Origin of the sequence: Hymenobacter daecheongensis DSM 21074 (genome assembly GCF_900141805.1) — a bacterium.
GTDB classification, from domain to species: Bacteria; Bacteroidota; Bacteroidia; order Cytophagales; family Hymenobacteraceae; genus Hymenobacter; species Hymenobacter daecheongensis.
The window spans coordinates 1-24,954 of record NZ_FQYN01000011.1 but is presented as its reverse complement, the minus strand read 5'-3'; the positions used below and the strand labels follow the sequence as shown (position 1 = coordinate 24,954).

General features: G+C 62.6%; 28 protein-coding genes and 1 pseudogene. 16 read left to right on the top strand and 13 right to left on the bottom strand.

What is annotated here, in order from left to right:
• Positions 1-2 precede the first annotated feature (2 nt).
• Positions 3-1,022 (bottom strand): DUF5712 family protein, encoded by a 1,020-nt coding sequence (locus tag BUB62_RS17635; RefSeq protein WP_073112434.1) that lies wholly within the window; start codon positions 1,020-1,022, stop codon positions 3-5.
• A 6-nt stretch (positions 1,023-1,028) separates the two neighbouring features.
• The gene (locus BUB62_RS17630) at positions 1,029-1,553 is read right to left on the bottom strand and encodes a BfmA/BtgA family mobilization protein (protein WP_073112432.1); all 525 of its coding nucleotides are present in this window, start codon (positions 1,551-1,553) and stop codon (positions 1,029-1,031) included.
• A gap of 1,010 nt (positions 1,554-2,563) precedes the next feature.
• On the opposite strand from BUB62_RS17630, the gene BUB62_RS17625 reads away from it, so the two are divergent.
• Together BUB62_RS17625 and BUB62_RS19210 are read left to right on the top strand one after the other, a co-directional pair.
• Positions 2,564-3,340 carry a ParA family protein gene (locus BUB62_RS17625; protein WP_073112430.1) on the top strand — a complete coding sequence of 259 codons (777 nt, stop codon included), beginning with the start codon at positions 2,564-2,566 and terminating at the stop codon, positions 3,338-3,340.
• A gap of 84 nt (positions 3,341-3,424) precedes the next feature.
• A complete protein-coding gene (locus BUB62_RS19210; RefSeq protein ID WP_143164262.1) occupies positions 3,425-3,907 on the top strand; it encodes a hypothetical protein in 483 nt (160 codons plus the stop codon).
• A gap of 233 nt (positions 3,908-4,140) precedes the next feature.
• On the opposite strand, the gene BUB62_RS17615 is transcribed toward BUB62_RS19210, so the two are convergent.
• From BUB62_RS17615 to BUB62_RS19805, 5 genes and pseudogenes are all read right to left on the bottom strand, one after another.
• Positions 4,141-5,103: an ATPase gene (locus BUB62_RS17615; protein WP_262490519.1), complete on the bottom strand. Its 963-nt coding sequence runs from the start codon at positions 5,101-5,103 to the stop codon at positions 4,141-4,143.
• 17 nt (positions 5,104-5,120) lie between these two features.
• Entirely contained in the window at positions 5,121-5,348 is a 228-nt protein-coding gene (locus tag BUB62_RS17610) for a hypothetical protein (RefSeq protein WP_073112424.1), read from the bottom strand.
• A 150-nt stretch (positions 5,349-5,498) separates the two neighbouring features.
• The gene (locus tag BUB62_RS17605) at positions 5,499-6,005 is read right to left on the bottom strand and encodes a hypothetical protein (protein ID WP_073112422.1); all 507 of its coding nucleotides are present in this window, start codon (positions 6,003-6,005) and stop codon (positions 5,499-5,501) included.
• Positions 6,006-6,059: 54 nt separating this feature from the next.
• Positions 6,060-6,461 (bottom strand): hypothetical protein, encoded by a 402-nt coding sequence (locus tag BUB62_RS17600; RefSeq protein WP_073112420.1) that lies wholly within the window; start codon positions 6,459-6,461, stop codon positions 6,060-6,062.
• 649 nt (positions 6,462-7,110) lie between these two features.
• A pseudogene (locus BUB62_RS19805) lies at positions 7,111-7,446 on the bottom strand (recombinase family protein).
• Between the two features lie 104 nt (positions 7,447-7,550).
• Here BUB62_RS19805 and BUB62_RS17585 point away from each other — a divergent pair.
• The 13 genes from BUB62_RS17585 (at position 7,551) to BUB62_RS17525 (ending at position 16,855) form a co-directional block, all read left to right on the top strand.
• Positions 7,551-8,462: a LysR substrate-binding domain-containing protein gene (locus BUB62_RS17585; RefSeq protein WP_073112418.1), complete on the top strand. Its 912-nt coding sequence runs from the start codon at positions 7,551-7,553 to the stop codon at positions 8,460-8,462.
• 126 nt (positions 8,463-8,588) lie between these two features.
• Complete coding sequence (locus tag BUB62_RS17580) at positions 8,589-8,990, top strand: hypothetical protein (RefSeq protein WP_019949224.1); 402 nt, start codon at positions 8,589-8,591, stop codon at positions 8,988-8,990.
• 227 nt (positions 8,991-9,217) lie between these two features.
• Positions 9,218-10,288 carry a YeiH family protein gene (locus BUB62_RS17575; RefSeq protein ID WP_187455458.1) on the top strand — a complete coding sequence of 357 codons (1,071 nt, stop codon included), beginning with the start codon at positions 9,218-9,220 and terminating at the stop codon, positions 10,286-10,288.
• A 140-nt stretch (positions 10,289-10,428) separates the two neighbouring features.
• Positions 10,429-11,559, top strand: a complete 1,131-nt coding sequence (locus tag BUB62_RS17570) for a c-type cytochrome (protein WP_019949222.1) — start codon at positions 10,429-10,431, stop codon at positions 11,557-11,559.
• Positions 11,560-11,633: 74 nt separating this feature from the next.
• On the top strand, positions 11,634-12,128 hold the full coding sequence (locus BUB62_RS17565; RefSeq protein ID WP_019949221.1) for a DsrE family protein: 495 nt from the start codon (positions 11,634-11,636) through the stop codon (positions 12,126-12,128).
• 53 nt (positions 12,129-12,181) lie between these two features.
• Positions 12,182-13,138, top strand: coding sequence for a molybdate ABC transporter substrate-binding protein (locus tag BUB62_RS17560; protein WP_019949220.1), 957 nt, complete (start codon positions 12,182-12,184; stop codon positions 13,136-13,138).
• A 61-nt stretch (positions 13,139-13,199) separates the two neighbouring features.
• On the top strand, positions 13,200-13,916 hold the full coding sequence (locus BUB62_RS17555) for a substrate-binding domain-containing protein (protein ID WP_084539177.1): 717 nt from the start codon (positions 13,200-13,202) through the stop codon (positions 13,914-13,916).
• A gap of 116 nt (positions 13,917-14,032) precedes the next feature.
• On the top strand, positions 14,033-14,239 hold the full coding sequence (locus BUB62_RS17550) for a hypothetical protein (protein WP_073112413.1): 207 nt from the start codon (positions 14,033-14,035) through the stop codon (positions 14,237-14,239).
• Between the two features lie 65 nt (positions 14,240-14,304).
• The gene (locus tag BUB62_RS17545; RefSeq protein ID WP_073112411.1) at positions 14,305-14,592 is read left to right on the top strand and encodes a hypothetical protein; all 288 of its coding nucleotides are present in this window, start codon (positions 14,305-14,307) and stop codon (positions 14,590-14,592) included.
• A gap of 3 nt (positions 14,593-14,595) precedes the next feature.
• A complete protein-coding gene (locus BUB62_RS17540; protein WP_084539176.1) occupies positions 14,596-15,246 on the top strand; it encodes a TMEM175 family protein in 651 nt (216 codons plus the stop codon).
• Positions 15,247-15,329: 83 nt separating this feature from the next.
• Positions 15,330-15,815 (top strand): hypothetical protein, encoded by a 486-nt coding sequence (locus BUB62_RS17535; RefSeq protein WP_073112409.1) that lies wholly within the window; start codon positions 15,330-15,332, stop codon positions 15,813-15,815.
• 87 nt (positions 15,816-15,902) lie between these two features.
• Entirely contained in the window at positions 15,903-16,565 is a 663-nt protein-coding gene (locus tag BUB62_RS17530) for an MBL fold metallo-hydrolase (RefSeq protein ID WP_073112407.1), read from the top strand.
• 8 nt (positions 16,566-16,573) lie between these two features.
• Entirely contained in the window at positions 16,574-16,855 is a 282-nt protein-coding gene (locus BUB62_RS17525; protein ID WP_073112405.1) for a YidH family protein, read from the top strand.
• Between the two features lie 102 nt (positions 16,856-16,957).
• Here BUB62_RS17525 and BUB62_RS17520 read toward each other — a convergent pair whose 3' ends face one another.
• From BUB62_RS17520 to BUB62_RS17495, 6 genes are all read right to left on the bottom strand, one after another.
• The gene (locus tag BUB62_RS17520) at positions 16,958-18,430 is read right to left on the bottom strand and encodes a beta-propeller fold lactonase family protein (RefSeq protein ID WP_084539175.1); all 1,473 of its coding nucleotides are present in this window, start codon (positions 18,428-18,430) and stop codon (positions 16,958-16,960) included.
• Between the two features lie 107 nt (positions 18,431-18,537).
• On the bottom strand, positions 18,538-19,767 hold the full coding sequence (locus tag BUB62_RS17515; protein ID WP_073112403.1) for a hypothetical protein: 1,230 nt from the start codon (positions 19,765-19,767) through the stop codon (positions 18,538-18,540).
• 111 nt (positions 19,768-19,878) lie between these two features.
• A complete protein-coding gene (locus BUB62_RS17510; protein ID WP_073112401.1) occupies positions 19,879-21,285 on the bottom strand; it encodes a YncE family protein in 1,407 nt (468 codons plus the stop codon).
• A 96-nt stretch (positions 21,286-21,381) separates the two neighbouring features.
• Positions 21,382-21,816, bottom strand: coding sequence for a CopM family metallochaperone (copM, locus tag BUB62_RS17505; RefSeq protein WP_200799947.1), 435 nt, complete (start codon positions 21,814-21,816; stop codon positions 21,382-21,384).
• 130 nt (positions 21,817-21,946) lie between these two features.
• Complete coding sequence (locus BUB62_RS17500; RefSeq protein ID WP_073112399.1) at positions 21,947-22,726, bottom strand: LytR/AlgR family response regulator transcription factor; 780 nt, start codon at positions 22,724-22,726, stop codon at positions 21,947-21,949.
• Positions 22,723-23,835 (bottom strand): sensor histidine kinase, encoded by a 1,113-nt coding sequence (locus tag BUB62_RS17495; protein ID WP_073112397.1) that lies wholly within the window; start codon positions 23,833-23,835, stop codon positions 22,723-22,725. Before BUB62_RS17495 ends, BUB62_RS17500 begins: the two co-directional genes overlap by 4 nt.
• A gap of 138 nt (positions 23,836-23,973) precedes the next feature.
• Between BUB62_RS17495 and BUB62_RS19695 the strand changes: the two genes are divergently transcribed.
• Entirely contained in the window at positions 23,974-24,234 is a 261-nt protein-coding gene (locus BUB62_RS19695; RefSeq protein WP_143164260.1) for a DUF1905 domain-containing protein, read from the top strand.
• The last annotated feature ends 720 nt before the right edge of the window (positions 24,235-24,954 follow it).

The window sequence follows — 24,954 nt, the reverse complement described above, 5'->3', positions numbered from 1 at the left end:
CGCTACATTTCAATATCAAGCTCCCCGGACGTGCGGCCTCGCTTCTCGCCGATGCTCTCGGTCTGCTCGTCGCGGCCCCGGCCGGAACGGACTGCCTGTTGCAAGGCGCGGAGGGCACTGGTAGCTGCTTGCTGCTGCTGGGGCTGCTCCCGGCCGGTGGTCAACAGGTGGTACGCGTTATCAATGGGCTCACCCACCTTCGCCCGGCGTTCGACGGTGGCCAGTGAACGGTAAAAGGTCTTATCGTATTCGCGGCCCTGGGCTATCTTCTGTACCCGCGCTGGGTCAAGCTGCTGCGCCTTTGGCACCTGCTTGTTCAGTACCCCTACCCGCTCTCCAATCTTGGCGGCGCGGCTGGCATCGCGGCTGGCATCACGCGGCTTGACCTTCACCTTTTCATGCTCCTGCGCGGTGTAGGTAAACTGCTTCTCGAACTGCTTGCCCGCCTGGGTCTGCCAGTTGATTAAGTCGAACCGCTGCCGGCGGCCGGCGGGGTTGAGGCTTATCTTCTGGCTCCGGTCGCGGGCGCTCACGATGACGTGAATATGAGTTTGCAGGCCGGACTTCTTCTCGCCCGTCTGAGCTTGGCCGGCGGCCACCTCGGGGTCAGTGCCCCGGTAGCTTCTGTCTTGGTGTATGGTGGCCCCCCAGACCAAATCCTCGCTGCGCAGCTGCCGTCCTTCCTTAAGATTAAAGTTGCCGGCGTACTGCTCCATCACTGCCCGCGTGTAGGCTTTCAGCTTCTGTTCGTCGTTACCGATATGCTCCAACTCGTCGGCGCTGGGGCTAATCACCAACGAGTAAAACTTGGCATCATCCGCCCGCAATCCTTTCACGTTAGTGTCGATTTCCTGCATCAGTTCTGCCGCCTCTATCCCGTCGCGGTCAGCCCCGAAAAACGTTGCTGTCTGCCCATCTTTAGCCGCTTCCTGCTTCAGATAATTGAGCGTCTGCGCGCTGCTGCCGCTGTTATTATAAGCGGCTTTACCATGCGTCGCGGGGTTAATTAGCTTAACGTACATGCTGGCTTAGCTGCTCGGTTCGGTATCTTTTTTCCCCGACTGCCCCTCCCCTACTCTCTTTCCAGAACCAACGGTCTGACCACCGGTCAGTGCCTCTTTTAGCTGCCGCTCTACGGCCTCATCATTCTGCTGCCGTAGCTTCTTTAGCGTCTCCCGGTGCGCAGCTAGCTGGCCTTCGTTAAGCAGGCTCAACTGGCCATTCAAGTTGTTTACCAGGATTTCATTCATCCGTAGAACCCGCTCCAGCGTGATACGGGACCGCAGCATTTCTTCCAGCATGGGGAGTAGTAAGCTGCGCTCCTCCTCCTGCATATAGCTGAAAACTCGGTCGCCCAGCTTCTTCACCTGCTGCATGATTAGCTGACCCTCGCGGGCCACATCGTCCGCTGGGTTGAGTTGCCGGCTTGTGAAGTAGTCCAACGCCGCCTCGGTGTATTCACCAAGACTCATTTTCAGCCGGGTGGCGGCTTTCGCGGCGGCCCCGTGGCTGGTTGCATTTACCCGAATCTGTGGCTTCTGCTCTCTGGCCATTTCTACAACTGAAATAGTGGCTAAAACTACGATTCAACAATATCTTGTGAGCAAATACATACTGTATATCAGACTATTAAGTCTGATAATCACATAATTTCAGCTTTGCTGAAATTCAAGTAACACAAATACAATGCTTTAGAGCTGTATTTGTGTTACTCTTCTTGCTAAAAAGAAGTGAACGAATATCAGTACGGCTTTGCCTGCCCGATGTTGTCTACGGCCGTGAAATTACCAGCTGCCACTATTGCTAAGACTACCGCTAAGCTACGAGTTAGAATTACTACCCCACAGCCTGGACTGGGTCTCTCCTTCTTTTCTGATGCGCCACCTTCTATTTGATATGTTGCACCAGTTGGGCTATTGGGAGAAGAGCCTGCCTGGCCTTTTACTAACCGCTTTCCACCTTTCTACCAGAAACCCCTTGGTAACGCTGTAATCCCTCTTTAATCATTTACTCACTACTTCACCACTTCGCTACTTTAAACAGTCCTCTGATTACATCTATTGCATCAGTATTCGCTACCTCGCTACTTAACTACTTCGCTACCTGTAAAAGTTAGACATCAAGCTGCCATTTAGTTTCTTCGCTACCTCGCTACTTGACTACATCGCTACCTATAAAACCTAATGGCATTGCAACGTACTATCTGATTTTTCACTACCTCACCACCTGGCTACTTCGCTACTTACATTGTTAGTTCATTGCCATTTGTTCACTACTTCGCTACCTGACTACTTCGCTACCGATGCTGTATCAACATTCTCATTTTCTCGCTACTTCACCACTTGAATACTTCGCTACCTTTTACTATCATATTTAATTCGCTACTTCACTACATCGCTACTTGACTACTTAGATTTATCGCTACGTCGCTACTTAACTACCTCGCTTCGTCGCTACCTCGCTACTTCACCACATAACTACTTCCCCACTTTTGCTGTATGTTTGTGCAACCCGCCAGACTGACCACCCGGCGCAAAGTTCATTAACCCTAACCAGTAAACCCATGCCCAAAATTATCAGCTTTGCCACTCAAAAAGGCGGCTCCGGTAAATCAACCCTGCTACTCGTGCTTGCCGCTCCCCTGGCCACTGAGTATGGGCTAAAGATTGCCGTTCTGGATTGCGACTATCAGCAAAGCATCGTCAAAACCCGTGCTCAACTGGACGCGCACAATTTGGCTAACCTTCAGAAAACCGACCCGGCGGCTAAGTACCCCTACGATGTATTCCCGCTAGCCCTGGATAAGATTTTCGAGTTCATTGACAATCCCGATAATCAGGACTACGACCTTATCATCATCGACGTACCAGGCCGAGCCGATGGCGACGATGTTTTCAACGCGCTCACGGCCTGCGACGCTGTAATTGTGCCCCTGGTATCGGATTACCTGGACCGGGCCTCTACGGCGGAGTTTATGGGCATCCTGGAAGCTATCAAGCAGTCTGCGGAGGAGGCCCAACTGGATTTTCAATATTTCGGCCTTCCCACCAAGCGCGTCGCCGGCCGACGCGAAGAAAAGGACATGGATGAGTACATCGACGGGCTGGGCCTCTCGCGCCTCAACTCCTCCCTGGGCCTGCGCACTGCCTACAGCCGGGCCTCGACGCTCTATAGCTTGCTCAACCCTACCTACCGCACCTACGCTGGCGGCAACAAGGACACGGATGCTGAAATACGCCGCGTGTGTGAGGAACTGATAGAACGCCTGGGCTTGCCCCAACGCAAAGCCGGGAGCCAGCTCAGCGAGTCGGCCAATACGTCAACCACTAAAATCAACTAAGCAATGGGTATCGAGAAACCGAAAATTGAGCCTCGGCAGCGTATTCCCGTTTCTGCTGAGCGACGGAATCAGGCCCGGGCGGGCATGGATGGGGAGCTAGTCAAATCAACCAGTGCCACGACTGCTGACGCTGCGCTGGCGATAGCCGACCCTGCAGTAGCCCCACTGGCTCCGGTCGATGCCCCGGTGGCCCCCAAACCAACGCTGGCTCCCGTAGCGGCTCCTGAGCCTTCAGCTGCATCGACCAGCCAGCCAGCATCGCCTGTTCAGTCGGTGGCCACGGTGGCTCCCACGCTGCCGGCAGCCGCTCCAATAGCTAGACCCGCTGCGCGGCCCCGGCGTGGGCGCAAGCCGGCCGCCCCGGATGCCGTACTGATGGAAACCGAGCGCTCGGTAAAAATCCCGGAAAGCGTCTGGAATGAGATTCGGCTGGCGCTGGTGCTGCTGCCCAAAGGGGAGGATAGTCCGGTCAGCATAAAGGCGTACCTGGTCGCCGCCCATCGGCACTATGAGGCGCAGCTGCGCAAGCAGGGCAAGCTACCGGCTAAGCCAGCGGAAAGTAAATAGCGTAATTTGCAGCACTGGTTAGGGGTAAGTCGTCGGTTTGGTCGCCGGCACCTGGCTTCTCCTTTCTGGCGCTGTAGCGCCAACCAAGGGCAGTTCCTACCAGGACTGCCCTTGTTGTTGGAACAGCAGTAAAAACCTGCTTTCTGAGGCAACGCACCTCCTGACATAGAAGAGCCCCGGCTTGGACAAGCCGGGGCTTTTTGTTGATGCACTTGAGTAGGGGAGGGGAGAGGTCAGCGCTCCTGCTGGTCCTGGCCACGCTCAGTTGCTTGGCTCTGCCCGGCCTCCCGCGCCTGGCCTGGGGCCTGGCGGCGCTGCTGGTCTTTAGCGCTTTCCATCACTTCACTACCCGCCTGCCGGTGCACCGCGTCAAGCGTAGTGCTGATGCGCTCTAGCTCCGGGCTTTTCAAGCTGTACTGCACGTTCAGATAGCTAACCCGCTGGCCCTGCTCTGACGCTGCAGCGGGCTGCACGTCGCTAACCTGGGCCCCGCTCATGCGAACGGCCGCTTGTACCGCCTCGGCCTGGCCGCGGGCACCGGGCGCCCGCGCTGCTTCCGTAACCCGGATAGTTGCCTGCTGCACGTCTACTGCCGGTTGAGCTAACAAGTGGTTAAGCCGCTCCATCCGTTGCACATGGGTCACGACACCCTTCACCCACTCCGGCGGCGGTGACTGCAAAGGAGCTATCAGCCCCTTTTCGATGAGCGCACCCGGCTGAAATGGTCGGCTGGTATTGTCTATCAGCTCGATGCGGTCAAATTCCTTATAGTTCTGCTTTAGCAGGGAAAGGGACTGGTGGTACCGCTGCTCGATGATGGCCGGGGGCACGTCGTGCCCTCCCTTTGCTACGCGGCTCAGTACCCGGTCCTGGCACTCGCGCACCGACTCCAGGCTGACGTACACCAACTCAACGCGGTAACCGGCGGCTTTTGCGCCATGAATTAGCTTGTAGTCGTTGGTCTGGGCCAAGTTGCTCTCGACCGAGAAAGAAACCCTGCTGTCACGTAGCTCTTTGATGCGCTGGGCGGTCATCGCCTCCACGTCAAAGCCGCTGAGCTGGGGGTTCTGCTGTTTCAGGACGTCACCATTCACCTGTTCTACCGATGGACTACGAGCAGCCATTGCATTGAACAAGGTACTTTTCCCAGCGCCGTTTGGGCCGGCGAACACATAGAGTACTGGTTGCTGCTCCACCGGCCGCGCTTCGCTCACTAGGCTCCTACAGCGTCAAGCAGTAGCCGGCGCGTCTGTGGCTGGGTCAGCGAAACCTCGTACACTTCACCGGTGGCAGGGTATTCATGCACGTAGCGGCCTTGCTCGTCCCGGTAGGAAAGGAAGGTATTCGCGGCAGCTGCCTCAGCGCGCAACTGCTCCCCAATGGATTTCTGAAACTCCGGCGTCGTCAGCTGGGCGAGAAAGTTGGTTACTGGAGAGTTCATGGCAGGAGGCAAAGGGTACACGAATATAACGCAAGCGCCGGTAAAGTAGTGGCATTGTGCCCAAGAAAATGAGCGCAGCAACCGGCCAGCAGGTACTGAAAGAGGGGAGGGGCAGTTGGGGAAAAAGGAAGGGATGCCCCCGCGACTTACCTACTGGTCGCGCTGCTCGTCGCCGGGATGCTCGGGGTACTCCTCGCTGTCTTGGTTGTCGTCCGGCTCCTCCTGGGGAGGATACTCCGGTATCCAATCCTGCGCGGTGCCGGTGACGACTTCCTCAGCCTGGCAGTTGGGCACGAGTTGCGCAGGCTGCTGCGGGGACTGGGGCCGGCGTGGCTCCAACTCGCGGCCGAAGAAATGGCCTAGCGTTACGCCGGGTGCCTGCTTTTGGTACCAGTCGGGCATTTCGTCCGGCTGGCAGATTACGCCTAAGTACCCGTCGGCGTGGAAATAGGCCCGCACGACGGCTGGACCAAAGCCGTTCATGTGAATATGAACGCGGGAGCCGATTTCAGGCACCGCCGAATCTCCCGACCAATCGAGGTTGATGGGCAGGCTCAAGCGGGTTGGATAGCCCAGCCACTGCGGGCAAGGAGTCACGGAATTCAGCCACTGGCAGGGGCTAATCTGGGGCTGCTTCGGCGCGGGGGTGGTATTCATAGCGGTATATTTCCTATTGAGAAAGTCAGATTGGGAGCTATCCGGCTGCTGGCGCTAGGCTGCCTGGGCAAGCTGGCTGCCGAAAACGCAGTGGGCGCGGGGGTGCATCTTGTGGGCACGTCGGCTGCCGGGGTGGAAGGGCTGGGTCACGAGGCCGATAAAGCCGGCGGCGTGACAGTAGCCCAACACCTTCACTGTTTCGACCTTCCCGCCTTGGTTGGCGCTCACGTACACCCCAACCGGGGGCACCGGCTGCTGGGCCGACCAATGCAGCCCGCCCGGTAAAGCTTTCAGGCTGGGCACGGCGGTAAACTCGGGCGTGGCCAGGCGCAGTTGGGCCGCTTCCTGGCGGGCCTGCTCAGTTGCGGCTTTCTTGGCGGCGTGGGTGGCGCGCATTTTAGCCAGACGAGCGGCGGGGATGCGGCGGGCGGGGCGGTACAGATTGGTACTTTTCATGGCTAAAAGGGCGTTTTTCACGTTGTTGCTTATACTTATTAAACGTAATAAGCGCACTCTCAGTTGCAAAACATACATTTAAAAAAGCATGTTTTACTTATATTGTTCAGCCTTTTTTCCCCACTGCCCCCAAGTAGGCTAGTGCATGGTGGTATTGGTTTCATTGTGGCTTGGACCAAGAGCTGACGGACCGTGGCCAAGTGAAAGATTTTGCTCAATCCTCCATCCTGGTTGTCTGGCAACATTTCCCCCGTTCTGAGGGTCTTGGTAGCTATGAGCTACATCGTGAGAGACCAAGAGTTAGTGCTTCAGCACTGGCCGGGCAAAGGAGCTTGGACTTATCATCTTATCATCCCGAACTCGCGTGATATTCCCGGTACGTGGGGTCACATCAAGGTGTCGGGCACAATAGATGACTACACGGTTGGCCTTGGTTAAAAGTTTGGTACAAAGGTTAAACGGGCGGGGCCGCAGGAAACTCCCAGTCGAAGGCAAAAAGGGCCTCCAAATCGAAGGGGAGTGAATCTTTTAGGGCGTCGTCCGAGAAATCGAACTCGCCGTTCAGATTGATGTGCTGCCAGCTCGCCCGTGAGCTGGCAGCACATCAATCTGCCACGGACTAGCGCTCGGCCGCCGGGGCATGAAGCAGCTACTGGTTGGGACAAAGGCAATTCCAACAGACGATTACGTTCTGCACCAGCCGTTTGCAAGGGCCTGCTTGCGTGGGTGGTCGCATGCCCGCCGTCGCCCGCTCATGGATACTCTCGCGGCCATACCCAGCCAGCGCGGCGAAGAGGCACAAGACCGACCGCCCGGCCGGGGTGGCCGTATCGATGACTAGGTCCAGAGCGACGAAGCGGACCTGCCGGGCGTGCAGAGCGGCCACCACCTACGTGATGTGGGCGCTGTTGCGGCCCAGCCGGTTCAGGCGGGCTAAAGTCACCGTGTCTCCGGCACGCAACGTGGCCAGCCGCTCGGTGAGCACCGGGCGCTGTGAGCGTGCCGCTGATTTTTTCCCAAATCAGGCGGTCTACGCCCGCGACCTTTAGTTGTCCATATCAAAATGTCACATCTGCGTACTTTGCCGCCATGTCCGATTTCCGTCTGCGCGTATTTGCCGCCGTGGCCCGGCACCTGAGCCTGACCAAGGCCGGCCAGGAGCTGTTTGTGAGCCAGCCGGCCGTCACCAAGCACATCCGGGAGCTGGAAGCACAGTACGGCCAGCGCCTGCTGGAGAGGCGCGGCAACCGCGTGACCCTCACCGAGGCCGGCCGCCTGCTGCACGCCCACGCCGATGCCGCCGCCGCCGCCCAGCAGCAGCTGGAAGACCAGCTGCTGGCCCTGCGCGACCCCGACGAGGCCGCCGGCCGCCTGCGCCTGGGGGCCAGCACCACCCTGAGCCAGTACGTGCTGCCGGGCCTGCTGCCCGCCTTCCAGGCCCGCTACCCGCAGGTGCAGCTCTCGTTTCTGAACGCCAACTCCGAGCGCATTGCTGAGGCCCTGCTGCGCGGCGAGCTGGACCTGGGCTTCGTGGAGGGCCGCACCAAGAGCCACGACCTGCACTACGAGCTGCTGCTGCCCGACGAGCTGGTGGCCGTGCGCCGCGCCACACCCGGCGGCCCGCCCGCCGCCCCGCTGCCCCTGGCCGAAGCCCTGGCCCACCCGCTGGTGCTGCGCGAGCGGGGCTCGGGCACGCTGGAAATCCTCGAATTTGCCCTGCGGGCGCAGCACATCAAGCTCAGCGCCCTGCCCGTGGCCATTTACCTGGACAATACGGAGGCCATCAAGCGCTACCTCGAAGCCGCGCCCACCGCCCTGGGCTTCGTGTCGCGCCGGGCCCTGGACCGCGAGCTGGCGGCCGGGCTGCTCGAAATCGTGCCCATTGCCGGGCTGCACCTGGCCCGGCAGTTTGAGGCGGTATCGGTGCAGGGGCAGCCACTGGCCCGGCCGGCGCAGCGGTTCCTGAGCTTCGTGCAGGGGCAGCTGAAGGGGGGCAAATAAAAAATGGTGATGCCGGATAACCATTCGGTATCCGCTGAAAGCACCACTTTATGAGCAGCTTACGTACCATTGCAGCGTAGTGCGGACCGGGTGGTTCGCCCATCTTCACCCTACTTGCTTATCCTCATGGAAAACACTCCGCAGCCCGCCCCAACCGATGCGCAACCCGCCGCCGAACCGGCCGCCCACGATGGCACCCCGCACTACGGCGACTTCGGCCACCCCGCCGACCCCACCGCGCCCCGCCACTACCAGGCCCCGACCAACGACGGCTCGAACGACAACCCCGACGAGTTCAGCGAGTTTCGCGGCAAAAATGCCTCAGCCACCGAGCAATACTGCCTACCCGGTGCTATTGCTGACCCAAATTTGCAGCGCGGGCACGTCGAGCAAAACCAGCACCCCGAAGCCATTGCCGCAGCCGAGGGGGGCAGCGACGCCGAAGAGCGCGCCGCCTACGCCCTCGACGACCCGCGCTACGCTGGCGGCGACGTATTCGATTTGAAGGACGAGCAAACCGGCTTCTAAGCCCTCAGACCAGTAGTTCATCCGTCCAGCGGCCGGCTCGTGGTGTACGAGCCGGCCGCTGGCGTTTCCAGCCCTCGCGGCGGCCGGCTTGGCCACGCAAAACGGACGCGCCACCCTGGCTCGGCCCGGGCAGTCAATAACCTTTGGTTATGCAGGATAATATTATTGGATAATCCAACCGGTGGGCAACGCCGTATATTTGCCTCAGAAACAAACCCCTCCCGCTCATGGCCCTCCCAGTTCAGCCCACGCCGCTTCAAGCTTCCACCCCGCTGCCCGCCCCTGCCCCGGCCGGGGAAACCGCCGCCCCCGAATTCAACGAAACCAGCGGCTTCTTCCGGCACCTGCACACGCCCCGGGTGGCCTTCGGGCAGGACTTCACCTTGAAGCAGGTGGTGTTCGTGCTGTTCTTCGTGTTCTGCCTCACGCCCTGGGCCTCGCCGCCCATTGCCCTGGCGCTGGGCCTGCTGCTGGCCCAAACCATCGGCAACCCCTTCACCACGCAAACCAAGCAGGCCACGGCCAAGCTGCTCCAGTTTTCGGTTATCGGGCTGGGCTTTGGGATGAATGCCCACGCGGCGGTGCAGGCCGGCAAGGAAGGCATCCTGTTTACGGTAGTGTCCATCTTCGGCACGCTGCTGCTGGGCTTGGTCGTGGGCCGGTGGCTGGGTCTGGGCAAGCACGTGGTGCACTTGATTTCGTGCGGCACCGCCATTTGCGGCGGCTCGGCCATCGCGGCCATCGGACCGGTGCTGCGGGCCAAGGACGAGGAAATGTCGGTGGCGCTGGGCACGGTGTTCGTGCTCAATGCCGTGGCCCTATTCGCCTTCCCGCCCATCGGCCACGCCCTGGCCATGACGCAGAACCAGTTCGGCCTGTGGTGCGCCATTGCCATCCACGACACCTCTTCGGTGGTGGGGGCGGCGGCGGCCTACGGCAACCAGGCCCTGGAAGTGGCCACCACCGTGAAGCTGGCCCGCGCCCTCTGGATTATCCCAATTTCCATCGGCACGGCCATGCTATTCAAGCAGAAGGGCGTGAAGGTGAAAATTCCCTACTTCATCTTTGGTTTCATCGCCGCCATGCTGGTCAACACCTTTATTCCCGCCGCCAAGCCCCTGGGCCCGGTGATGGTGAACCTGGCCAAAATCGGCCTCACGGTGACGCTGTTCTTTATCGGCGCGGGCCTCTCGGCCAAGGTGGTGCGCTCGGTGGGAATAAAGCCCTACGTGCTGGGCATTCTGCTCTGGGTAGTGATTTCGACCGGCTCGCTCTACGTGATTCTGCACACGGTCTAGCCGCCTGAACGGGGCAGAGCGGCCGAATGGTAGCGCTTGCTTTGCCCGATTTAACTAATTGACTGTCTGCATTCCGCAAAACAAGTTGTTTTGCGCGCTGGCTGGCCATTGCCGCCTGTTTCACCTCTCTCCTTGGCCTCATGGAAACCACTCCCGACCCCTCGCCTCGGCTGCAGCCGGAAGACAAGCAGGCCTTCATCAAAATCGCTGGCCTGCTGACCTGGGTGATTGCCCTGATGGTGCTGGTAGTAGCCGTGACGGCCTACATCGTCGTCTTCAACCCCAAAACGCCCGACCTGCTGGCCGATGCCCCGGCCACGACGGCCGCCGCTGCGAGTGGGCCTGCGGCGGGCTTGCCTGACGTTGCCGGGGGGGCTGTGGGGAGCAAAACCAACTTCTTCCAGCCCGCCCGCTTCGTGCTCGACAGCGTGAAGCCCGACCCGGAGGGCCAGCTCATCCGCTACGGCCACGAGCTGATTGCCCACACCGCCCACTACCTCGGCCCGCAAGTGGCCAACCCGGCCCTGCGGCTGGCCGGCAGCAACCTGGCCTGCCAGAACTGCCACCTGCAGGCCGGCCAGAAGGCGTTTTCGGCCCCCTACGTGGGCATCTGGGGCATTTACCCCACCTACAAAGGGCGCGAGGATGCCATCAGCACCCTGGAGGACCGCATCAATGGGTGCATGACGCGCAGCCTCAACGGCCGGCCCCTGCCGGTGGACGGCAAGGAGATGAAGGCCATCATCACCTACATGAAATGGCTGGGCCGCCAGGTGCCAGTGGGGGAGAAGGTGAAGGGCCAGGGTTTTGTTAAGTTCACCATGCCCAACCGCGAGGCGAATCTCGGGCAGGGCAAAATCGTCTTCGCCCAGCAGTGCACCAGCTGCCACGGAGCCAATGGCCAGGGCCGCCTCAACGGCACGCTGGCCGCCGATGGCTACCAGTACCCGCCGCTGTGGGGGCCCGACAGCTACAACGACGGGGCCGGCATGCACCGCCTGCAAACGGCGGCCCGCTTTATCAAGGCCAACATGCCTTTCGGCGCCACGGCCGAGCACAGCATCCTCACCGATGACGCCGCCTACGACGTGGCGGCCTACATCAACTCGCTGCCCCGCCCGCGCATGGCCCACCTGGAAAAGGACTACCCCAACCTGAAAAAGAAGCCCGCCGACTGCCCTTACCCGCCTTACGCCGACCGGTTTACGCAGCACCAGCACCAGTTTGGTCCCTACGCGGCGATGGAAGCGGGCAAAAAGGGCGGCGAGTAGCCCCGCACCGATTTCCAGTTTCACCCCTTTCGTTTTCACCGCGCTGCTTCGGTGGTGCCCTTTCCCCAGTTGCCATGAAACACCTGCTGCTGACCGCCGCGCTGCTCGCCGGCCTCACCCTCTCGGCCCGCGCCCAGACGCCCGCCACCCGCAACGCCACCGCCATGCATGACCGCGAAGCTTTTCAAAAAGGTGCCTTCCAAGGGGCCACGGCCGACCAGGCCCAGTACCATGTCATCTACCAGCTCGACAGCGACGACCCCAAGCTCATCCAGCAGACGCTGCGTAACATCGGCAACGCGCTGGAGGACAGCCGGCTTAAAGGCAAGCTCACCGTGGAGCTGATTGCCTTCGGCGGGGGCACCACGCTCTACCGCAAGGACCAGCCCTACGAGGCCCAGCTCACGGCCCTCAAGCAGAAAGGCGTGATTCTGGCCCAGTGCCTGAACACGCTGAAGGAAAGGAAAATGAGCAAGGACGAGCTGCTGCCGCTGATTTCCTACGTGCCCAGCGGCAACGGCGAGCTTATTATCCGGCAGGCCCAGGGCTGGTCGCTGGTGCATCCGTAGCGCCGGGCTCTCCGCTGCTTTCGTGCTTTTCTCCGCTTTCCTTACCCAACCCCATGAAACCCCTTCCGCACCTGCTGCTGGCGCTGGCACTGGCCGCCCCGGCCGCCCTTTTCGCCCAGACCATGCCTATCCAAAAGCCCACGCCGCCCGAGCCGGCCCACCGCTTTGACCCGCCCTGGAACGCGCCGTTTCAGGCTGGAGTGCCCTTCACGGTGCCGGGCATCGACAACGCGCCCGACCTCTACGGCGACGTGGTGGACCCGCAGTTGGTGGTGTTTTTCGGGGGCAACCAGTTCATGGTGCTCGATGATTTGCTGAAGGAGTTCCGCAAGGCCCACCCCGAGTACGTGCGCATTTTCGTGGAAACGCTGCCGCCCGGCATCCTAGCTAAGCAGATTACGCAGGGCAGCCTGGTAGTAGGCAACCTGCGCATCGAGCTGAAGCCCGACGTGTACGCGGCCGGCAAAAACCGCATGGATATGACGCCGGAGTGGTTTGCCCGCACCACCAGCTACGCCCAGAACCGGCTGGCCATCCTCGTGCGCCAGGGCAACCCCAAGAAGGTGACCAGCCTGCGCGATTTGGGCCGGCCCGAGGTGCGCGTGAGCATGCCTAACCCCGAATGGGAAGGCATCGGCAAGCGCATCGAGGAATCGTACGAGAAGGCCGGGGGCGCGGCCTTGAAAACGGCCGTGATGACGACCAAAGTGAAAGCCGGCAGCACTTACCTGACCCAGATTCACCACCGCCAGTCGCCCCTGAGGGTGCTCTACGACCAGTCCGACGCGGCCCCGGTGTGGTACACGGAGGCCTTTTATCAGAAAATGCTGGGCCACCCGGTGGAAAGCGTGGCCATCCCGGCCAAGGAAAACATCATGGCCAACTACGTGGCCGGGGTGATGAAAGCCGCGCCCCACGCCAAGGCCGCCGAAGACTTTGTGGCCTTCCTTAACAGCCCAGACGGGCAGGCCGTGTACCAGAAATACGGCTTTTTGCCGCCCGTTAAGTAACGCGCTAATACCCATGAAAACATCCCCGCTTACCCGGCTCCGCCGCTTCGCTCTATTGCTCATGTCTCCTGCTCTGCTCGCGGCCGCGCCGGCCGCCGCCCAAACCCTGCACGTGTACGGCCCCGGCGGCCCGGCCACGGCCATGAAGGAATGCGCCGCCGCCTTCACCAAACAAACCGGCCTGGACGTGGCCGTCACGGCCGGCCCCGAGCCCAAGTGGCTGGCCCAGGCGCAGCAGGACGCCGACCTGGTGTACGGCGGGGCCGAGTACATGCTCACCCAAACGGCGCTGGCCCACCCCGGCTTTATCGACGAAGCCAGCCGCACCAGCCTGTATGCCCGCGAGTCGGCGGTGCTGGTACGCCCGGGCAATCCGCTGCACATCAAGCGGCTCGAAGACCTGGCCCGGCCCGGCGTGCGCCTGCTCGACGTGAACGGGGCCGGCCAGATGGGCATGACCGAGGACATGGCCCGCACCCCGGCCCTCATCAGCAACCTGCAGCACAACACCAAAACGTCGGTCAAAACCAGCGCCGAGGCCGTGGCCCTCTGGCAGCAAAAGCCCCAGGACTACGACGCCTGGATAACCTATGCCTCCTGGCAGCCGCGCCTGCCCGGCTCGGCCCTCGTGCGCCTGCCCCGCGACCAGCGCGTGAGTCGGGGCACGCCCATTGCCCTCACCCAGCGCACCACGCAGGCCGCCGCGGCCCGGCAGTTCGTGGCCTTTCTGCAGTCGGCCGACGGGCACGCCATTTTCCGCCGCAACGGCTGGGAATAGGCCGGGCGTTGGCGGCCGGAAAGCAAACACGAAGAACGTCCTGCTTCGGCTGCGCTCAGCAGGACGGGCAAATGGCTCTTGGTTTTCACTATTCCACCTTGCTTTCCCGCATTCGCATGGCTATTCCTTCGCTTCCGATGCCGGTGCCTAGCACCCCGTTGCCCGCCGCCCCCCCGGCCGACCACGAAACGCCGCACTGGCTGTTTCGCTACGTATTCAGCCAGGACCCCAAGACCATTGCCAAACAGTACCTGCTTACGGGCATGGCTTGGGCTCTGGTGGCGGGCACGCTTTCCACGCTGTTTCGCTTGCAGCTGGGCTAACAAAGCAAGTTTGAAAATACGGGCCGCCGTACCTGCGGCAACCGCTTCTCCATCATCCAAACCCCATGACCCGTCTCGCTCAACACCCCGGCCTGCTCGCCCTGACCGGCCTGCTGCTCACCGCCATCAACCCACCGGGTCACGGCCAGGAAGGCGGCAAAATGCTCAAAAAAGAAGGCAAAACCGACGACAAGTTGCTGCGCGAAAACCGCCGCATGATGCGCGACGGCCGCGTGAACCACGGCCAAAGCCTGAGCAAAGAGCCCAAGCTCGTTCGGGAGGAAGACCGGCTGGACCATCGCCAGGCCCCCGCCCCGCGCAAAACCCGGCGGGCGGGCGGTTCGCCGCGCTAGCCGATGGCCCAGTCTTCGTCCCACGCACCGCCCCTGGCCTACACTGAAGTAGCGGGCCAGAGCCTGCGCCGCATCGAGTCGCTCAGCGACGGCGTGTTTTCCATCGCCATGACCCTGCTCGTGCTCAACCTGCGGGTGCCGGCCGCCGCCCTCGTGCGCACCGAGGCCGACGTGGGGCCGGCCCTGCGGGCGCTGCTGCCCAGCATCGGGGGCTACGTGCTGGGGTTTCTCTCGCTGGGCATTTTCTGGGTGTGCCAGAGCACGCAGTTCACCTACCTGGCGCGCAGCGACCGCCGGCTGGCCTGGTGGCACATTGCCTTTCTGCTGGTGGTGGGGCTGCTGCCCTTTTCCACGGCGTTTCTCACCACCCATTTTCCCCTGCGCGGGGCCGTGCTGGTGTACTGGGCCAACCTGCTGCTGCTGGGCGGGGCGTTGCTGGGCAGCTACCGCTACGCCCAGCGCCACGGACTGCTGCGGCCCGAGCACGCGGCCGTGGGCCGGGCCCTGATGCGCCGCCTGGGCCTGATGCAGGTGCAGTACGCGGCAGCGGCGGGCCTGTGCTTGCTCAGCGTGCCGGCCGGGGCGGGGCTGCTGCTGCTGGTGCAGCTTAACTACGCGTTGGGCCTGGTGGCCGACCGCTGGCTGGGCGACTGAAGAACCCATCGGGGCCAAATGGTGCCGCGTGGGTGGCCGTATACTCCCCCATTGCCTGTCCTATTTCCTTTCTGCTCCCTCCCATGAAAAAACACCCCTGCCTGTACCTGGGCCTGCTGGCCGGCGTGGTCGCCATCACCGCCAATACGCTGGTGCTGAAAGCGGCCCCGCTGATGGCCGTCAACGCCGAAAGCGGTGGCCTGCTCAAGCTTGTGCTGCTGCATACCACGCCGGTGTTGCCGGCCGGGCCGCTGCCCGTGGTCAAAGCCGAGGGCTTCAAGCTGCTGTTTCATTACCTCACGGGGCTGGGCATGGTGGGGCTGTACGTGCTGGTGTTCGAACCCCGGCTGCCGGGCAATGGCTGGGTAAAAGGCGGCCTGTTTTCGCTGCTGCCCTGGGTCCTCAACGGCTTCGTGGTGCTGCCGCTGCTGGGGCAGGGCTTGGCGGGCGGGCACGTGCTGACGGCCGGCGGCATGGCGTACTTTTTTGTTGCCAACGCGGTGTTTGGGCTGGTGCTGGGCGGGCTGTATGCGTACCTGCGCCAGCAGCAGGCGGCGGCAGGGGTCTAGCAGCGCTGGTTTCCGTAAGCGTTTGCTAGTTAAATTTCCGCTCTTCTCGGCGCGCATTTCCGTCCTGCCCCCCTATTAAGTCTGGTCATGAAAATCACCAAGTACATCCATTCCTGCCTGCTGTTTGAGCTCGACGGCCAACAAATTCTCTTCGACCCCGGCAAGTTTTCCTTCAACGAAGGCCTGGTGCAGCCGGAAGCGTTTAAGGACGTCTCGGTCGTCCTCATTACCCACGACCACCCCGACCACCTTGATGTGGCGGCGCTAAAGAAAATCGTGGCCCTGCGCCAGGCCGTGGTTATTTCCAACCGCGAGGTGGCGGCCGAATTGAAAAAGCACGGCCTGGCCGTGCAACTCCACGAGGAAGGCCCCCTGGAGTTGGGCGCGTTTCAGCTGCAAGCCATTCCGGTGCAGCACGAGGCCATTCTCGACAGCCCCTTGCCACAGATGACGGCCTGGCTGGTGAACGACACGGTGCTGAACCCGGCCGACTCTTTTGCCCATAATCTGCTCCCCTTCGCGGGCGTGGAGCTGCTCATTCTGCCCGTCACCGCGCCTTTTCTCACGGAGCTGGTGGTGGCCGATTTCGCCCTGAAAATGCGGCCGCAGCAGATTCTGCCAGTGCACGACGGCTACATCAAGCCCTTCTTCGTGCAGCAGCGATACGCGAACTACGGGCCGTACTTTGAGAAGCACGGCATCACGTTTCACCGGCTGGCCGAACCGGGCGCGGCCATTACCCTCACGTAGCCCACCCCATGCCCCTTACCCCCACCAACCCCCTCGCCCTGTCGGACCGGCTGGCCCTGCAACGCACGCGGCTGGCCAATGAGCGGACCTTGCTCACCTACGTGCGCACCAGCCTGGCACTGGTGGGCTTCGGGTTGGCGCTCCTTCAATTTCACCCCGAGCGGGGCGGCCGGTTGGGGTACTCCGCGCTGGCCGTGGCGGGATTGGTGCTGGCGGTAGGGCTGCTGCGCTTTCGGGCGCACCGCCGGGAACTGGCGGCCTGCCAGCTCCCGGCTGGCGGCGGTAGTTGAGCAACAAACACCCCCGGTGCTACCCGAGGCAAAAGCGTTTGCACCCATAAAAAAGGCCCCTGATGCGTCATGCACCAAGGGCCTTTTTGGTCAGCAGCCGGCTTACGGCTGCGTGAGCGTGACCGCGCCGGCCGGATTCTTGTCGCCGAGCACCACCACGGCAAAGCGCCCCGCCAGCCGCAGCCGAATCTGGTAGTAGGCGTTGACTTCGACCGCGCCCTCAGCATCGGTTTTGAAAGAAATGACGGGCTCCGGGGCTACCAGCGTGGTTTTATTGTCCGACAGGTACAGCGTGTAGGTGGTGTTGGCGGCCAGCTGCTTGAGGGCCAGCACCATTTCGTCGAGGTCTTCGGTGGGGCGGATGGTGGCCCCGCCGCCCACGCCGGGCACTGGCTGCGTACCCAGGGGCACCAGCCGAATATTCACTGGCGTCACCGGCGTGAAGGCTTCGAGGTTGCCCGTGCCGGGGCTGCCGCCCCCGGCTTTCACCACGTAGAGCAGGGCCTGCGGGGCCTGGCCGCTGCCGGTTTCGGTGAGTTTGGTATTCGTTTTGGTGTCGATGCTGACCAGCGCGTCGCCGTTTTCCAGGCCCACGTAGAGCTTGCTGCCGTCGCCGTTGGGCCACAGGCCGTGCGGGTTAGCTCCTACCGGGATAGTGGCCAGCAGCTGGCGCTGCCGGCTGTACACCTTCACGGCGTTTTCGCCGCCCACGGTCACGTAGGCGAAGTCGCCGGCGCTGGCCCCGCTGAAGCGGGTGCCGCCGCCGGGGCCGGCCATGTTTACGTGGTTGGTGCCGGGGCCGGTATCAATCACGCCTTCCACGGCGTAGGTCTGGGCATTTAGCACGGTGACTTTGCCCACGTCCTTGTGCGTGAGCCAGACCTGCTGGCCATCGGCGGTCACCACTAGGTTGGGCGAGAACTTGCTCACCACCGGCACGCGGGCCGTCACCTCGCGGGTTTTCACGTCAATCACGTCGAGCATCGCCGTTTGAGAGTGGTCCACGAACGCCACCTTGCCATCGGGCCGGAACACGACCATGCTGGGCTCGTGCTCGGTGGCGATGTTTTTCACCACCTGCAGCTTCTCCACGTCAATCACCGTCACGTAGTCCTTGCCGCGCACCGCCACCCAGAACTGCTTGCCGTCGGGCGTGAAAAAGCCCTCGTGGGGGTTGCGGTCCACGTATACCTTGCCTTTCACGGTGTTGGTGGCCAGGTCAATGAAGATAACGGCGTTGGTGAGCGTGGCAATCACGCTCAGCGTCTTGCCGTCGGGCGACACGCCAAGCCCGTGCACGTTGGACTCCATGTCGTAGAGCGGGCTCAAAAACTCGGGCCGGCCCTTGCCCAGGCGAATCACGCCCAGCAGCCGGTTGGTGCTCGGGTCGTGCACCGACACCGTGTTCGACGACTGGTCGGCCAGGTACACCCGGTCGGCGGCGCTGGCCGCGATGGGGCCGGGGTCGGGCGGCACCACCATGTCGGGCAGGGTTTCCTCGCTGTTTTTTTTCGAGCAGGCCCCCAGTAGCAGGGTGGCTGCGAGGACCAAAGTGGAGAAGTTAGTAATGCGCATGGAAAAATAAAATGGAGTGGAAGGGATGCTAAAAAACGAAGGCTGGCTCGTCGTGAAACGGGCCAGCCTTCGGGCCGTTGCGGAGCTACGTCCTAAAATTCAGGGCCTTAGCGCGGGGCCGGGGTCAGCAGCTGGCCGTTGGCCACGGGGCTGATTTGCACTACCTGCGTGGCGCTGCCGGTTTTGCCCGCCGCGTCGGTCACGGCGGCTTTGATGGTGACGCTGGTTTTGCCGCCCAGCTGCAGGGTACCGCCCACGCTCCAGCCGAAGGTGGTGCGCACGAAGCCGCTCGGGTCCAACTCGCTGCCAGCCGTGTTGAACACCGGGGCCAGGTTGCCGCCGGCCGGAATCACGTTGCCGTTGGGCTGGAGCAGGGGCACGTCGAAGGTGACTTTCAGGCCCGGCACGTAGCGGTTCACGCCGGCGTTGGATTGCGTCTTGTCTTCAATCGTGCCGCGGTCAGCGGCGGGCTTGCCAAAGGTGCCGTCCCCGTTTTCGGCCACGTTGATGCCGTTGCGCGACTTATCGAGCGCCGACACCTGGATGAAAAACAGCGCGCCGCTGGTGGGCGGGGCCGGCAGCACGCCGGCCGTCTGGATGCCGGGGCTGATGCTGGAGGGGGTGCGCGGGGCAATCATGGTCACCGTGGGGCCGTCGGGGTTGTCCACCGTGCCGTAAGTGATGGGTTTGGGGGCGGGCGTCAGGGCCTCACCGCTGAGGGCCCCGTTGGGTCCGGGGCCTACCTTCAGCAAGCGGGTGGCCGTGACCTTGCGGCCGGCGCGGTCCGTTACGGAAGTAGTCAGCGTGCAGCTGGTAGTACCGGCCGCCACCGACTCCAGCACGTGCCAGCTCACCCAGGTGGTCACGCCGGGGCCGGGCGTGTCGTCGGTGCCCGCAATGTTGAAGAGCGAGGCCAGGTTGGTTCCCTTGGGGATGGTGCCGCCGTCGGGCTTAATCAGGTCCACGTCGAGGCTGGCCGTGAAGCCGGGCAGGTTCACGTTGGGCTGGCCTAGGGCGGCGGTGTTGCGGATGTTGAGGCTTTCCTTGGTGGGGATGGTGACGGTGTCCTTGGTCACGATTTCCAGGTTGATGGCGAAGCCCGTGCCGTTGTAGTCGGCCGTGGTGGCGTTGCCCAGCCGCCCGCCGGGCATGATGGTCGCGCCCTCCACCGGCGAGACGATGTTGAGCACCGGCGGCGCGCTGGTGTCGGCGATGGCCTCGTTGTCTTTCTTGCAGCCGCCGAGCAGCAGCGCACACGCCGCCACCGGCAGCAGAAACCGTTTGAGCGACTGCGCCCGCGAGCTGATGCCAGTGTGTTGATTGAAAATGGATTGCATGTTGTAGGGTTGTGGTTACAAGTGAATTCAGTTTAGATTAGCTCGGCATTGCAGCAGGAATGGTTGTCCCGGCGGCCATTAATGGCCTTTGGGTGGGCGTCCAAAGGCGGACTATTCGGCCACCAAAACGGGTTCGCTGTCAGCGGCTTTGGGCGCCACGATTACCCGCGAAAACGTTTTGCCGGATGGATTCAAATCCCCGCCCGCGATGCGCTGCACCGGCCCTAGCGCCTGGCCCATGGCCCCGCCTTTGGCGTCGGTGCGCACGGTGGTCAGGGCGTAGTCACGGGGGTAGGGTGCCTTGGTGCCGCTGGTCAGGAAGATGTCGTAGTCGGTGTTGGGCGTCAGGCCGCGCAGGGCGAAAGTGGCCAAATCCACCAGCCCTTCCGAGCGCAGGGTCATGGTGCCGGTGGCGGGGCCGGGAGTGGGCGGCTTCAGGGTGCGGACGATGGCGGGCTGGTCCACCAGCTGCCGGCCCAAGCCGGTGGCGCCGGCCGCGCCGGCCGGCACGGCGTTGGGCACGTACATCAGGGCCATCGGGGCCTGGCCGACTTTTATTTTGGCCAGCACTTTATTGCTCGCGGTGCTGATGGCCACGGCCGAGTCGCCGTTTTCCAGGCCCACGTACACCCGGCTGCCATCGCCCGAGGGCCAGATGCCGTGCGGCAGCGCCCCCACCGGAATGGTGGCCAGCTGCTTAAAACCCGGGGCGCGGCTGTACACCTTCACCACGTCCTCGCCGCCCACCGTCACGTAGGCCAGCTTGCCGGCGGCCACGTCCACCGTGGCCACGTGGTTGGAGATGGGGCCGGTCGTCAGCACGCCGCTGATGGTGAGCGTCTTGGTATCCAGCACCGACACCTTGCCCACGTCCTTGTGCGTGAACCAGATTTGCTGGCCGTCCCGGGTAGGGAAGATATTGGGCGAGAAGGGGCTCACCACGGGGACTTTTTTGATGACTTTGTAGGTGGCCACGTCCACCACCGCCAGCTCGGGCGAAAAGCTGGAGCACACGAAGGCGCGCTTGCCGTCGGGGCTGAAGGCAATCTGGCCGGGGCCGTTGGGCACGGGCACGCGGCGGGTTTCGCGCAGCGTGGCCACGTCGATGACGGAGAGGTAGTCCTCGCCGCGCACCGTTATCCAGGCCTCCTTGCCGTCGGGCCGGAACGTAGCCTCGTGCGGGGCGCGGCCCACGTACACGCTGCCCCGGATGGCATTCGTAGCCGTTTCGATGAAAGTGACGTTATTGGAGCCCACCGACACCACGGCCAGCAATTTGTGGTCGGGCGAAGCGCCCAGGCCGTGCACCAGCGCCTGCCCTTTGTAGAGCGCCGAGAGCAAATCGGGCTGCGGCTTGCCCAGCACAATCTGGCCCAGCAGCTTGTTGTCGACGGGGTCGATGACCGAAACGGTGTTGGAAATCTGGTCGGCGGTGTACACCCGGTCGCGGTGGCTCACGGCCTGGGCCGCGGCGGCGCTGGTAATGAGCAACAGACCGGGGAGAAGGGAAAATTTCATTTGGGATTGGGAAAAAGAACGTCATGCTGAGCATGTGGCGCATCAAGCCAGGAGCGCAGCCGTAGTCGAAGCATGACGGTTCTGATTGATTGGGCGCTATTTGCCAGAACTCTGGCTCGCCACCGGATGCTGCTTCAGCCAGGCGGCCATCTGCTGAATCTCGACCTGCTGCTCGGCGATGATGCTTTGGGCGAGGCGGCGTAGGGCCGGGTCTTTGCCGTAGAGCAGTTGCAGGCGGGCCATGTCCACGGCACCCTGGTGGTGGGGCAGCATCATGGCCGCGAAGCTGGCGTCGATGTCGTTGGGGGTGGCGCCGGTCATGCGGCGCATGCCCTCGTCCATCACCACCATCACCGAATCCATGCCGTGCTGGAAGGCGGCGACCGGGGTGCCCGGGGCGGCCATGCCGTGGTTCATGTGCATGCCGGCCATGCCCGGCATCGGGGGGGCGCTGGCCGGGTGGTGTTGGGCGCGGGCCGCAACGGCTCCGCCGAAGGTGAGCGCCAGCAAAAAGAGGAGGGATTTGGTCATGTCGTGCACTGGGGCCGCCCCATGAGCGGGGGGCTGGAGGGCTAACGCGCAACCCGGGGAAATGACTGCCGCCGGAGGGCCAACTGGACCAATACCAGTTTGAACCGGACTTCAACGGCCCGGCCTGGGCTCAGGCGAAGCGCTTGAGCAGTTGCTGCACCCCGGCGCTGTAGCTGCGCGAGGAGGTGACGTGCTGGCCGTTGGCCATGCGAAACAGGTACTCGCCATGCGACCAGTGCTTGAAGTCGACGATGTGGGCCGGGTTGACGATGCACGAGCGGTGGATGCGTAGGAACACGGCCGGGTCGAGCCGCTCGGCCAGCTGGCCCAGGGCCGTGCGCAGCGGGTAGTGCCCGCCGGCCGCGTGCAGCAGCACGCCGTTGCCGGTGGCTTCGAAGTAGCACACCTCGGCGGCCGGCACGAAGAAGCTGCGCGCCGGCAGTTTCACCAGAAACTGGTCCTGGTAGTCGGCCGCCGGGGCGGTCCAACCGTGCAGCAGGGCCTCCAGTTCGGGGACGCGGGCCTGGTCCTGGCGCAGCGCCAGCTGCTGCTGCACCCGGCCTACGCAGTCGGCAAACCGGTCGGGGTCCAGGGGCTTGAGCAGGTAATCCACGGCGTGGAGGGCGAAGGCCTGCACCGCGTACTGGTCGTAGGCCGTCACGAACACCACCAGCGGGAGCGGCTGGCCGGCCGCCTGCAGCCGCCGCAGCACCTGCACGCCATCAAGGTCGGGCATCTGCACATCAAGGAAAACGACGTCGTATGCGCCGGTGTGCAGGGCGGCGAGGGCCTCGGTGCCGTTGGCGGCTTCGCCTGTTACGGCCAGCGCCGGAAAATCGGCCAGCAGCTCGCGCAGCAGGCTGCGCGCCAGGGGCTCGTCGTCGACCAGCAGCGTGCGGATGGGGCTCATGCGGGCTCTGGGGTAACGCCCCCCGCCGCCCGCCGGAACGGGATGGACAGGCGCAGGCAGTAGCCGCACGCCGGGGCCGACTCCACCGCCAGGGCATAGTCCGGGCCGTAGAGCGTGGCCAGCCGGCTTTCCAGGTTGCGCAGGCCGATGCCCCGCGCGGCGGTGTCGGCCGCGCCCCGGCCGTTGTCCTGCACTTGCAGCAGCAGCCGGTCGCCCTGTTTTTCGGCCCGCACGGCCAGCTCACCGGCCCCGGCGCGGGGCGCCAGGCCGTGGCGCACGGCGTTTTCTACCACTGGCTGCAGCAGCAGGGCGGGCAGCAGCGCCCCCTCGGTATCGGGGCCAATGTCGTAGCGCACGGCCAGTCGGTCGGGGAAGCGGGTTTGCTCGATTTCCAAGTAGAGCCGGGTGAGGCGCAGCTCCTGTTCCAGGGTCACTTCCTGCTCGTCGGTGCCTTCCAGCACCAGCCGCAGAAACTGGCTGAGCTGGGCCAGCATGCGCCGGGCTGCTTTCACGTCCTGGGTCATCAGGGCCGACACGGCGTTCATGGAATTGAAGAGAAAGTGCGGCTGGAGCTGCATTTTCAGGGCCTGCAGCTGGGCCTGCACCAGCTGGGTTTCGAGCTGGGCGGCCCGCACCCGGCCTTCGCGGTACCGCTCGCGGTACTGCACGGCGTAGGCGATGCAGAGCAGCATCCAGTAAATGGGCACCCAGCTGTTGGCGTTGGCGACGACGGTATTTAGAGAGATGGCGCCCGGCGTAGCCCCGCTGCCGTGCATCACGGTAGCGTACACCAACCGGTAAGCAAGCGTGAGGACGTAGCTGGCCGCCGCGTGGGCCAGCAGGTGCAGCAGCCGGTGGCGGCTCTCGAGGAGGTTGAAGCGGGCCGCCAGGGCAAACACCACCGGCGTGAGCAGCCCCCAAATCAGGCCGTGCAGCAGGCGCCCGCCCAAGGCCTCGCGCCAGTCAGTGGGCGTGCCGGCCGAGAGGTTCTGCACGAAAATCAGCAGCACCATGAACCCGCTGAACAGCAGCCACGCCAGGGCAATGGTGGCGCCGCTCACCAGGGGCGGGGTCTTCTGCGGTTCCGGGGGCCGTGCAGTGGTACTCATGCGCTTTAAAGGTAGCCAAATCCACCGCCACCGCGCCGTCCTGGCATTCAAGACGGCCTTTTTGGCGGGCCAATGGGCCTTCGGGCCGGTGTTGGGCGAGCTCGATTACCCCGCCGGGGCTAAGCGCACGGGAAGTTTGTGAAAAAGGTTAGCCGTAGCAGGCGCGGGCCTCCCGCCGAGAGTCAGACAATTCTCACTAGCCTGTTTAACCTTTGTACCAAACTTTTAACCAAGGCCACGGTTGAATCACGGAATTTGGCCCCACGCAAAAATCAAGACAAAATGCTCTCCGTGAATGCTGCCATCCGCCAGCATTTGGGCAAGCAAGCTGGCGACACGGTGCGCGTCACGCTCTACCGCGAGCCTAACCCAGTATTGGTCCGCGAAGCCGAGGTATAGCTTGCTTAGACGACGCCGGCGTGTTGACGTCGTTTAGCGCTTGGAACGCCGAAGACCAACGAGCTTTACTGCACGAGGTGTTTTCTCAGCCGGACGCAACGCGACAGGAAAAGAAAATCCTGGCCCTGATTGCTATGCTTGACTTGCAGAGTACTACTGGGTAAGTTCACGAGAAGTGTAGCTTCAGCAGGCAGTGTGGCTGCTCATTTAACTTTTGGACTAAAGCTTTAACCAGGGTCCACGGGGTAGTGGATGCTGCATCCGTTCTTGGCTTCATCGGAGAATAGCTAAAATTTGCTCTGTGCGCGGCCTAGCGACTAGACGGCATCAGCGCTACTTGAGCAGCTGCGCGTCGATTCTGCAGCCTCTTGAGGCACTAATTCGGCCCTTCCCGGCTCGACTGGTCCCGGCCGACGGTAAGGTGGGGGCTGGAGTAGTAATTAAGCTAGTACAACAGTCAATTGCATATAGCAATAAAAGGTAATTAAATCTTGAAAAAGTACAACGAGTTTTTATTCGCGTATATGCTTTTTTGGACTGTCTGGTTTTGTTGATTCTCGACTTGTCCACACAGTTTTATACCCTAAATGCTTTTCGTTCTCGCGTAACAAAGTTGTAGGTTATTTTAAGAAGATAGTAAGGTAAACTCTAATAGTAACTAATAAGGAGTAAATCGAATAAACCTGCTTCTTTAAGGTAATAAACCTGCTTCTTTAAGGT

Excerpts from the sequence above, each read along its gene's own strand:
- BUB62_RS17515 (WP_073112403.1), bottom strand. The coding sequence starts at position 19,767 with ATGCAATCCATTTTCAATCAACACACTGGCATCAGCTCGCGGGCGCAG.
- BUB62_RS17630 (WP_073112432.1), bottom strand. The coding sequence starts at position 1,553 with ATGGCCAGAGAGCAGAAGCCACAGATTCGGGTAAATGCAACCAGCCAC.
- BUB62_RS17625 (WP_073112430.1), top strand. The coding sequence starts at position 2,564 with ATGCCCAAAATTATCAGCTTTGCCACTCAAAAAGGCGGCTCCGGTAAA.
- BUB62_RS17575 (WP_187455458.1), top strand. The coding sequence starts at position 9,218 with ATGGCCCTCCCAGTTCAGCCCACGCCGCTTCAAGCTTCCACCCCGCTG.
- BUB62_RS17635 (WP_073112434.1), bottom strand. The coding sequence starts at position 1,022 with ATGTACGTTAAGCTAATTAACCCCGCGACGCATGGTAAAGCCGCTTAT.
- BUB62_RS17555 (WP_084539177.1), top strand. The coding sequence starts at position 13,200 with ATGTCTCCTGCTCTGCTCGCGGCCGCGCCGGCCGCCGCCCAAACCCTG.
- BUB62_RS17500 (WP_073112399.1), bottom strand. The coding sequence starts at position 22,726 with ATGAGCCCCATCCGCACGCTGCTGGTCGACGACGAGCCCCTGGCGCGC.
- BUB62_RS17510 (WP_073112401.1), bottom strand. The coding sequence starts at position 21,285 with ATGAAATTTTCCCTTCTCCCCGGTCTGTTGCTCATTACCAGCGCCGCC.
- BUB62_RS17550 (WP_073112413.1), top strand. The coding sequence starts at position 14,033 with ATGGCTATTCCTTCGCTTCCGATGCCGGTGCCTAGCACCCCGTTGCCC.
- copM (WP_200799947.1), bottom strand. The coding sequence starts at position 21,816 with ATGACCAAATCCCTCCTCTTTTTGCTGGCGCTCACCTTCGGCGGAGCC.
- BUB62_RS17545 (WP_073112411.1), top strand. The coding sequence starts at position 14,305 with ATGACCCGTCTCGCTCAACACCCCGGCCTGCTCGCCCTGACCGGCCTG.
- BUB62_RS17570 (WP_019949222.1), top strand. The coding sequence starts at position 10,429 with ATGGAAACCACTCCCGACCCCTCGCCTCGGCTGCAGCCGGAAGACAAG.
- BUB62_RS17585 (WP_073112418.1), top strand. The coding sequence starts at position 7,551 with ATGTCCGATTTCCGTCTGCGCGTATTTGCCGCCGTGGCCCGGCACCTG.
- BUB62_RS17495 (WP_073112397.1), bottom strand. The coding sequence starts at position 23,835 with ATGAGTACCACTGCACGGCCCCCGGAACCGCAGAAGACCCCGCCCCTG.
- BUB62_RS17530 (WP_073112407.1), top strand. The coding sequence starts at position 15,903 with ATGAAAATCACCAAGTACATCCATTCCTGCCTGCTGTTTGAGCTCGAC.
- BUB62_RS19210 (WP_143164262.1), top strand. The coding sequence starts at position 3,425 with ATGGATGGGGAGCTAGTCAAATCAACCAGTGCCACGACTGCTGACGCT.
- BUB62_RS17525 (WP_073112405.1), top strand. The coding sequence starts at position 16,574 with ATGCCCCTTACCCCCACCAACCCCCTCGCCCTGTCGGACCGGCTGGCC.
- BUB62_RS17520 (WP_084539175.1), bottom strand. The coding sequence starts at position 18,430 with ATGCGCATTACTAACTTCTCCACTTTGGTCCTCGCAGCCACCCTGCTA.
- BUB62_RS17535 (WP_073112409.1), top strand. The coding sequence starts at position 15,330 with ATGAAAAAACACCCCTGCCTGTACCTGGGCCTGCTGGCCGGCGTGGTC.
- BUB62_RS17540 (WP_084539176.1), top strand. The coding sequence starts at position 14,596 with ATGGCCCAGTCTTCGTCCCACGCACCGCCCCTGGCCTACACTGAAGTA.
- BUB62_RS17605 (WP_073112422.1), bottom strand. The coding sequence starts at position 6,005 with ATGAATACCACCCCCGCGCCGAAGCAGCCCCAGATTAGCCCCTGCCAG.
- BUB62_RS17610 (WP_073112424.1), bottom strand. The coding sequence starts at position 5,348 with ATGAACTCTCCAGTAACCAACTTTCTCGCCCAGCTGACGACGCCGGAG.
- BUB62_RS17580 (WP_019949224.1), top strand. The coding sequence starts at position 8,589 with ATGGAAAACACTCCGCAGCCCGCCCCAACCGATGCGCAACCCGCCGCC.
- BUB62_RS17560 (WP_019949220.1), top strand. The coding sequence starts at position 12,182 with ATGAAACCCCTTCCGCACCTGCTGCTGGCGCTGGCACTGGCCGCCCCG.
- BUB62_RS17565 (WP_019949221.1), top strand. The coding sequence starts at position 11,634 with ATGAAACACCTGCTGCTGACCGCCGCGCTGCTCGCCGGCCTCACCCTC.
- BUB62_RS17600 (WP_073112420.1), bottom strand. The coding sequence starts at position 6,461 with ATGAAAAGTACCAATCTGTACCGCCCCGCCCGCCGCATCCCCGCCGCT.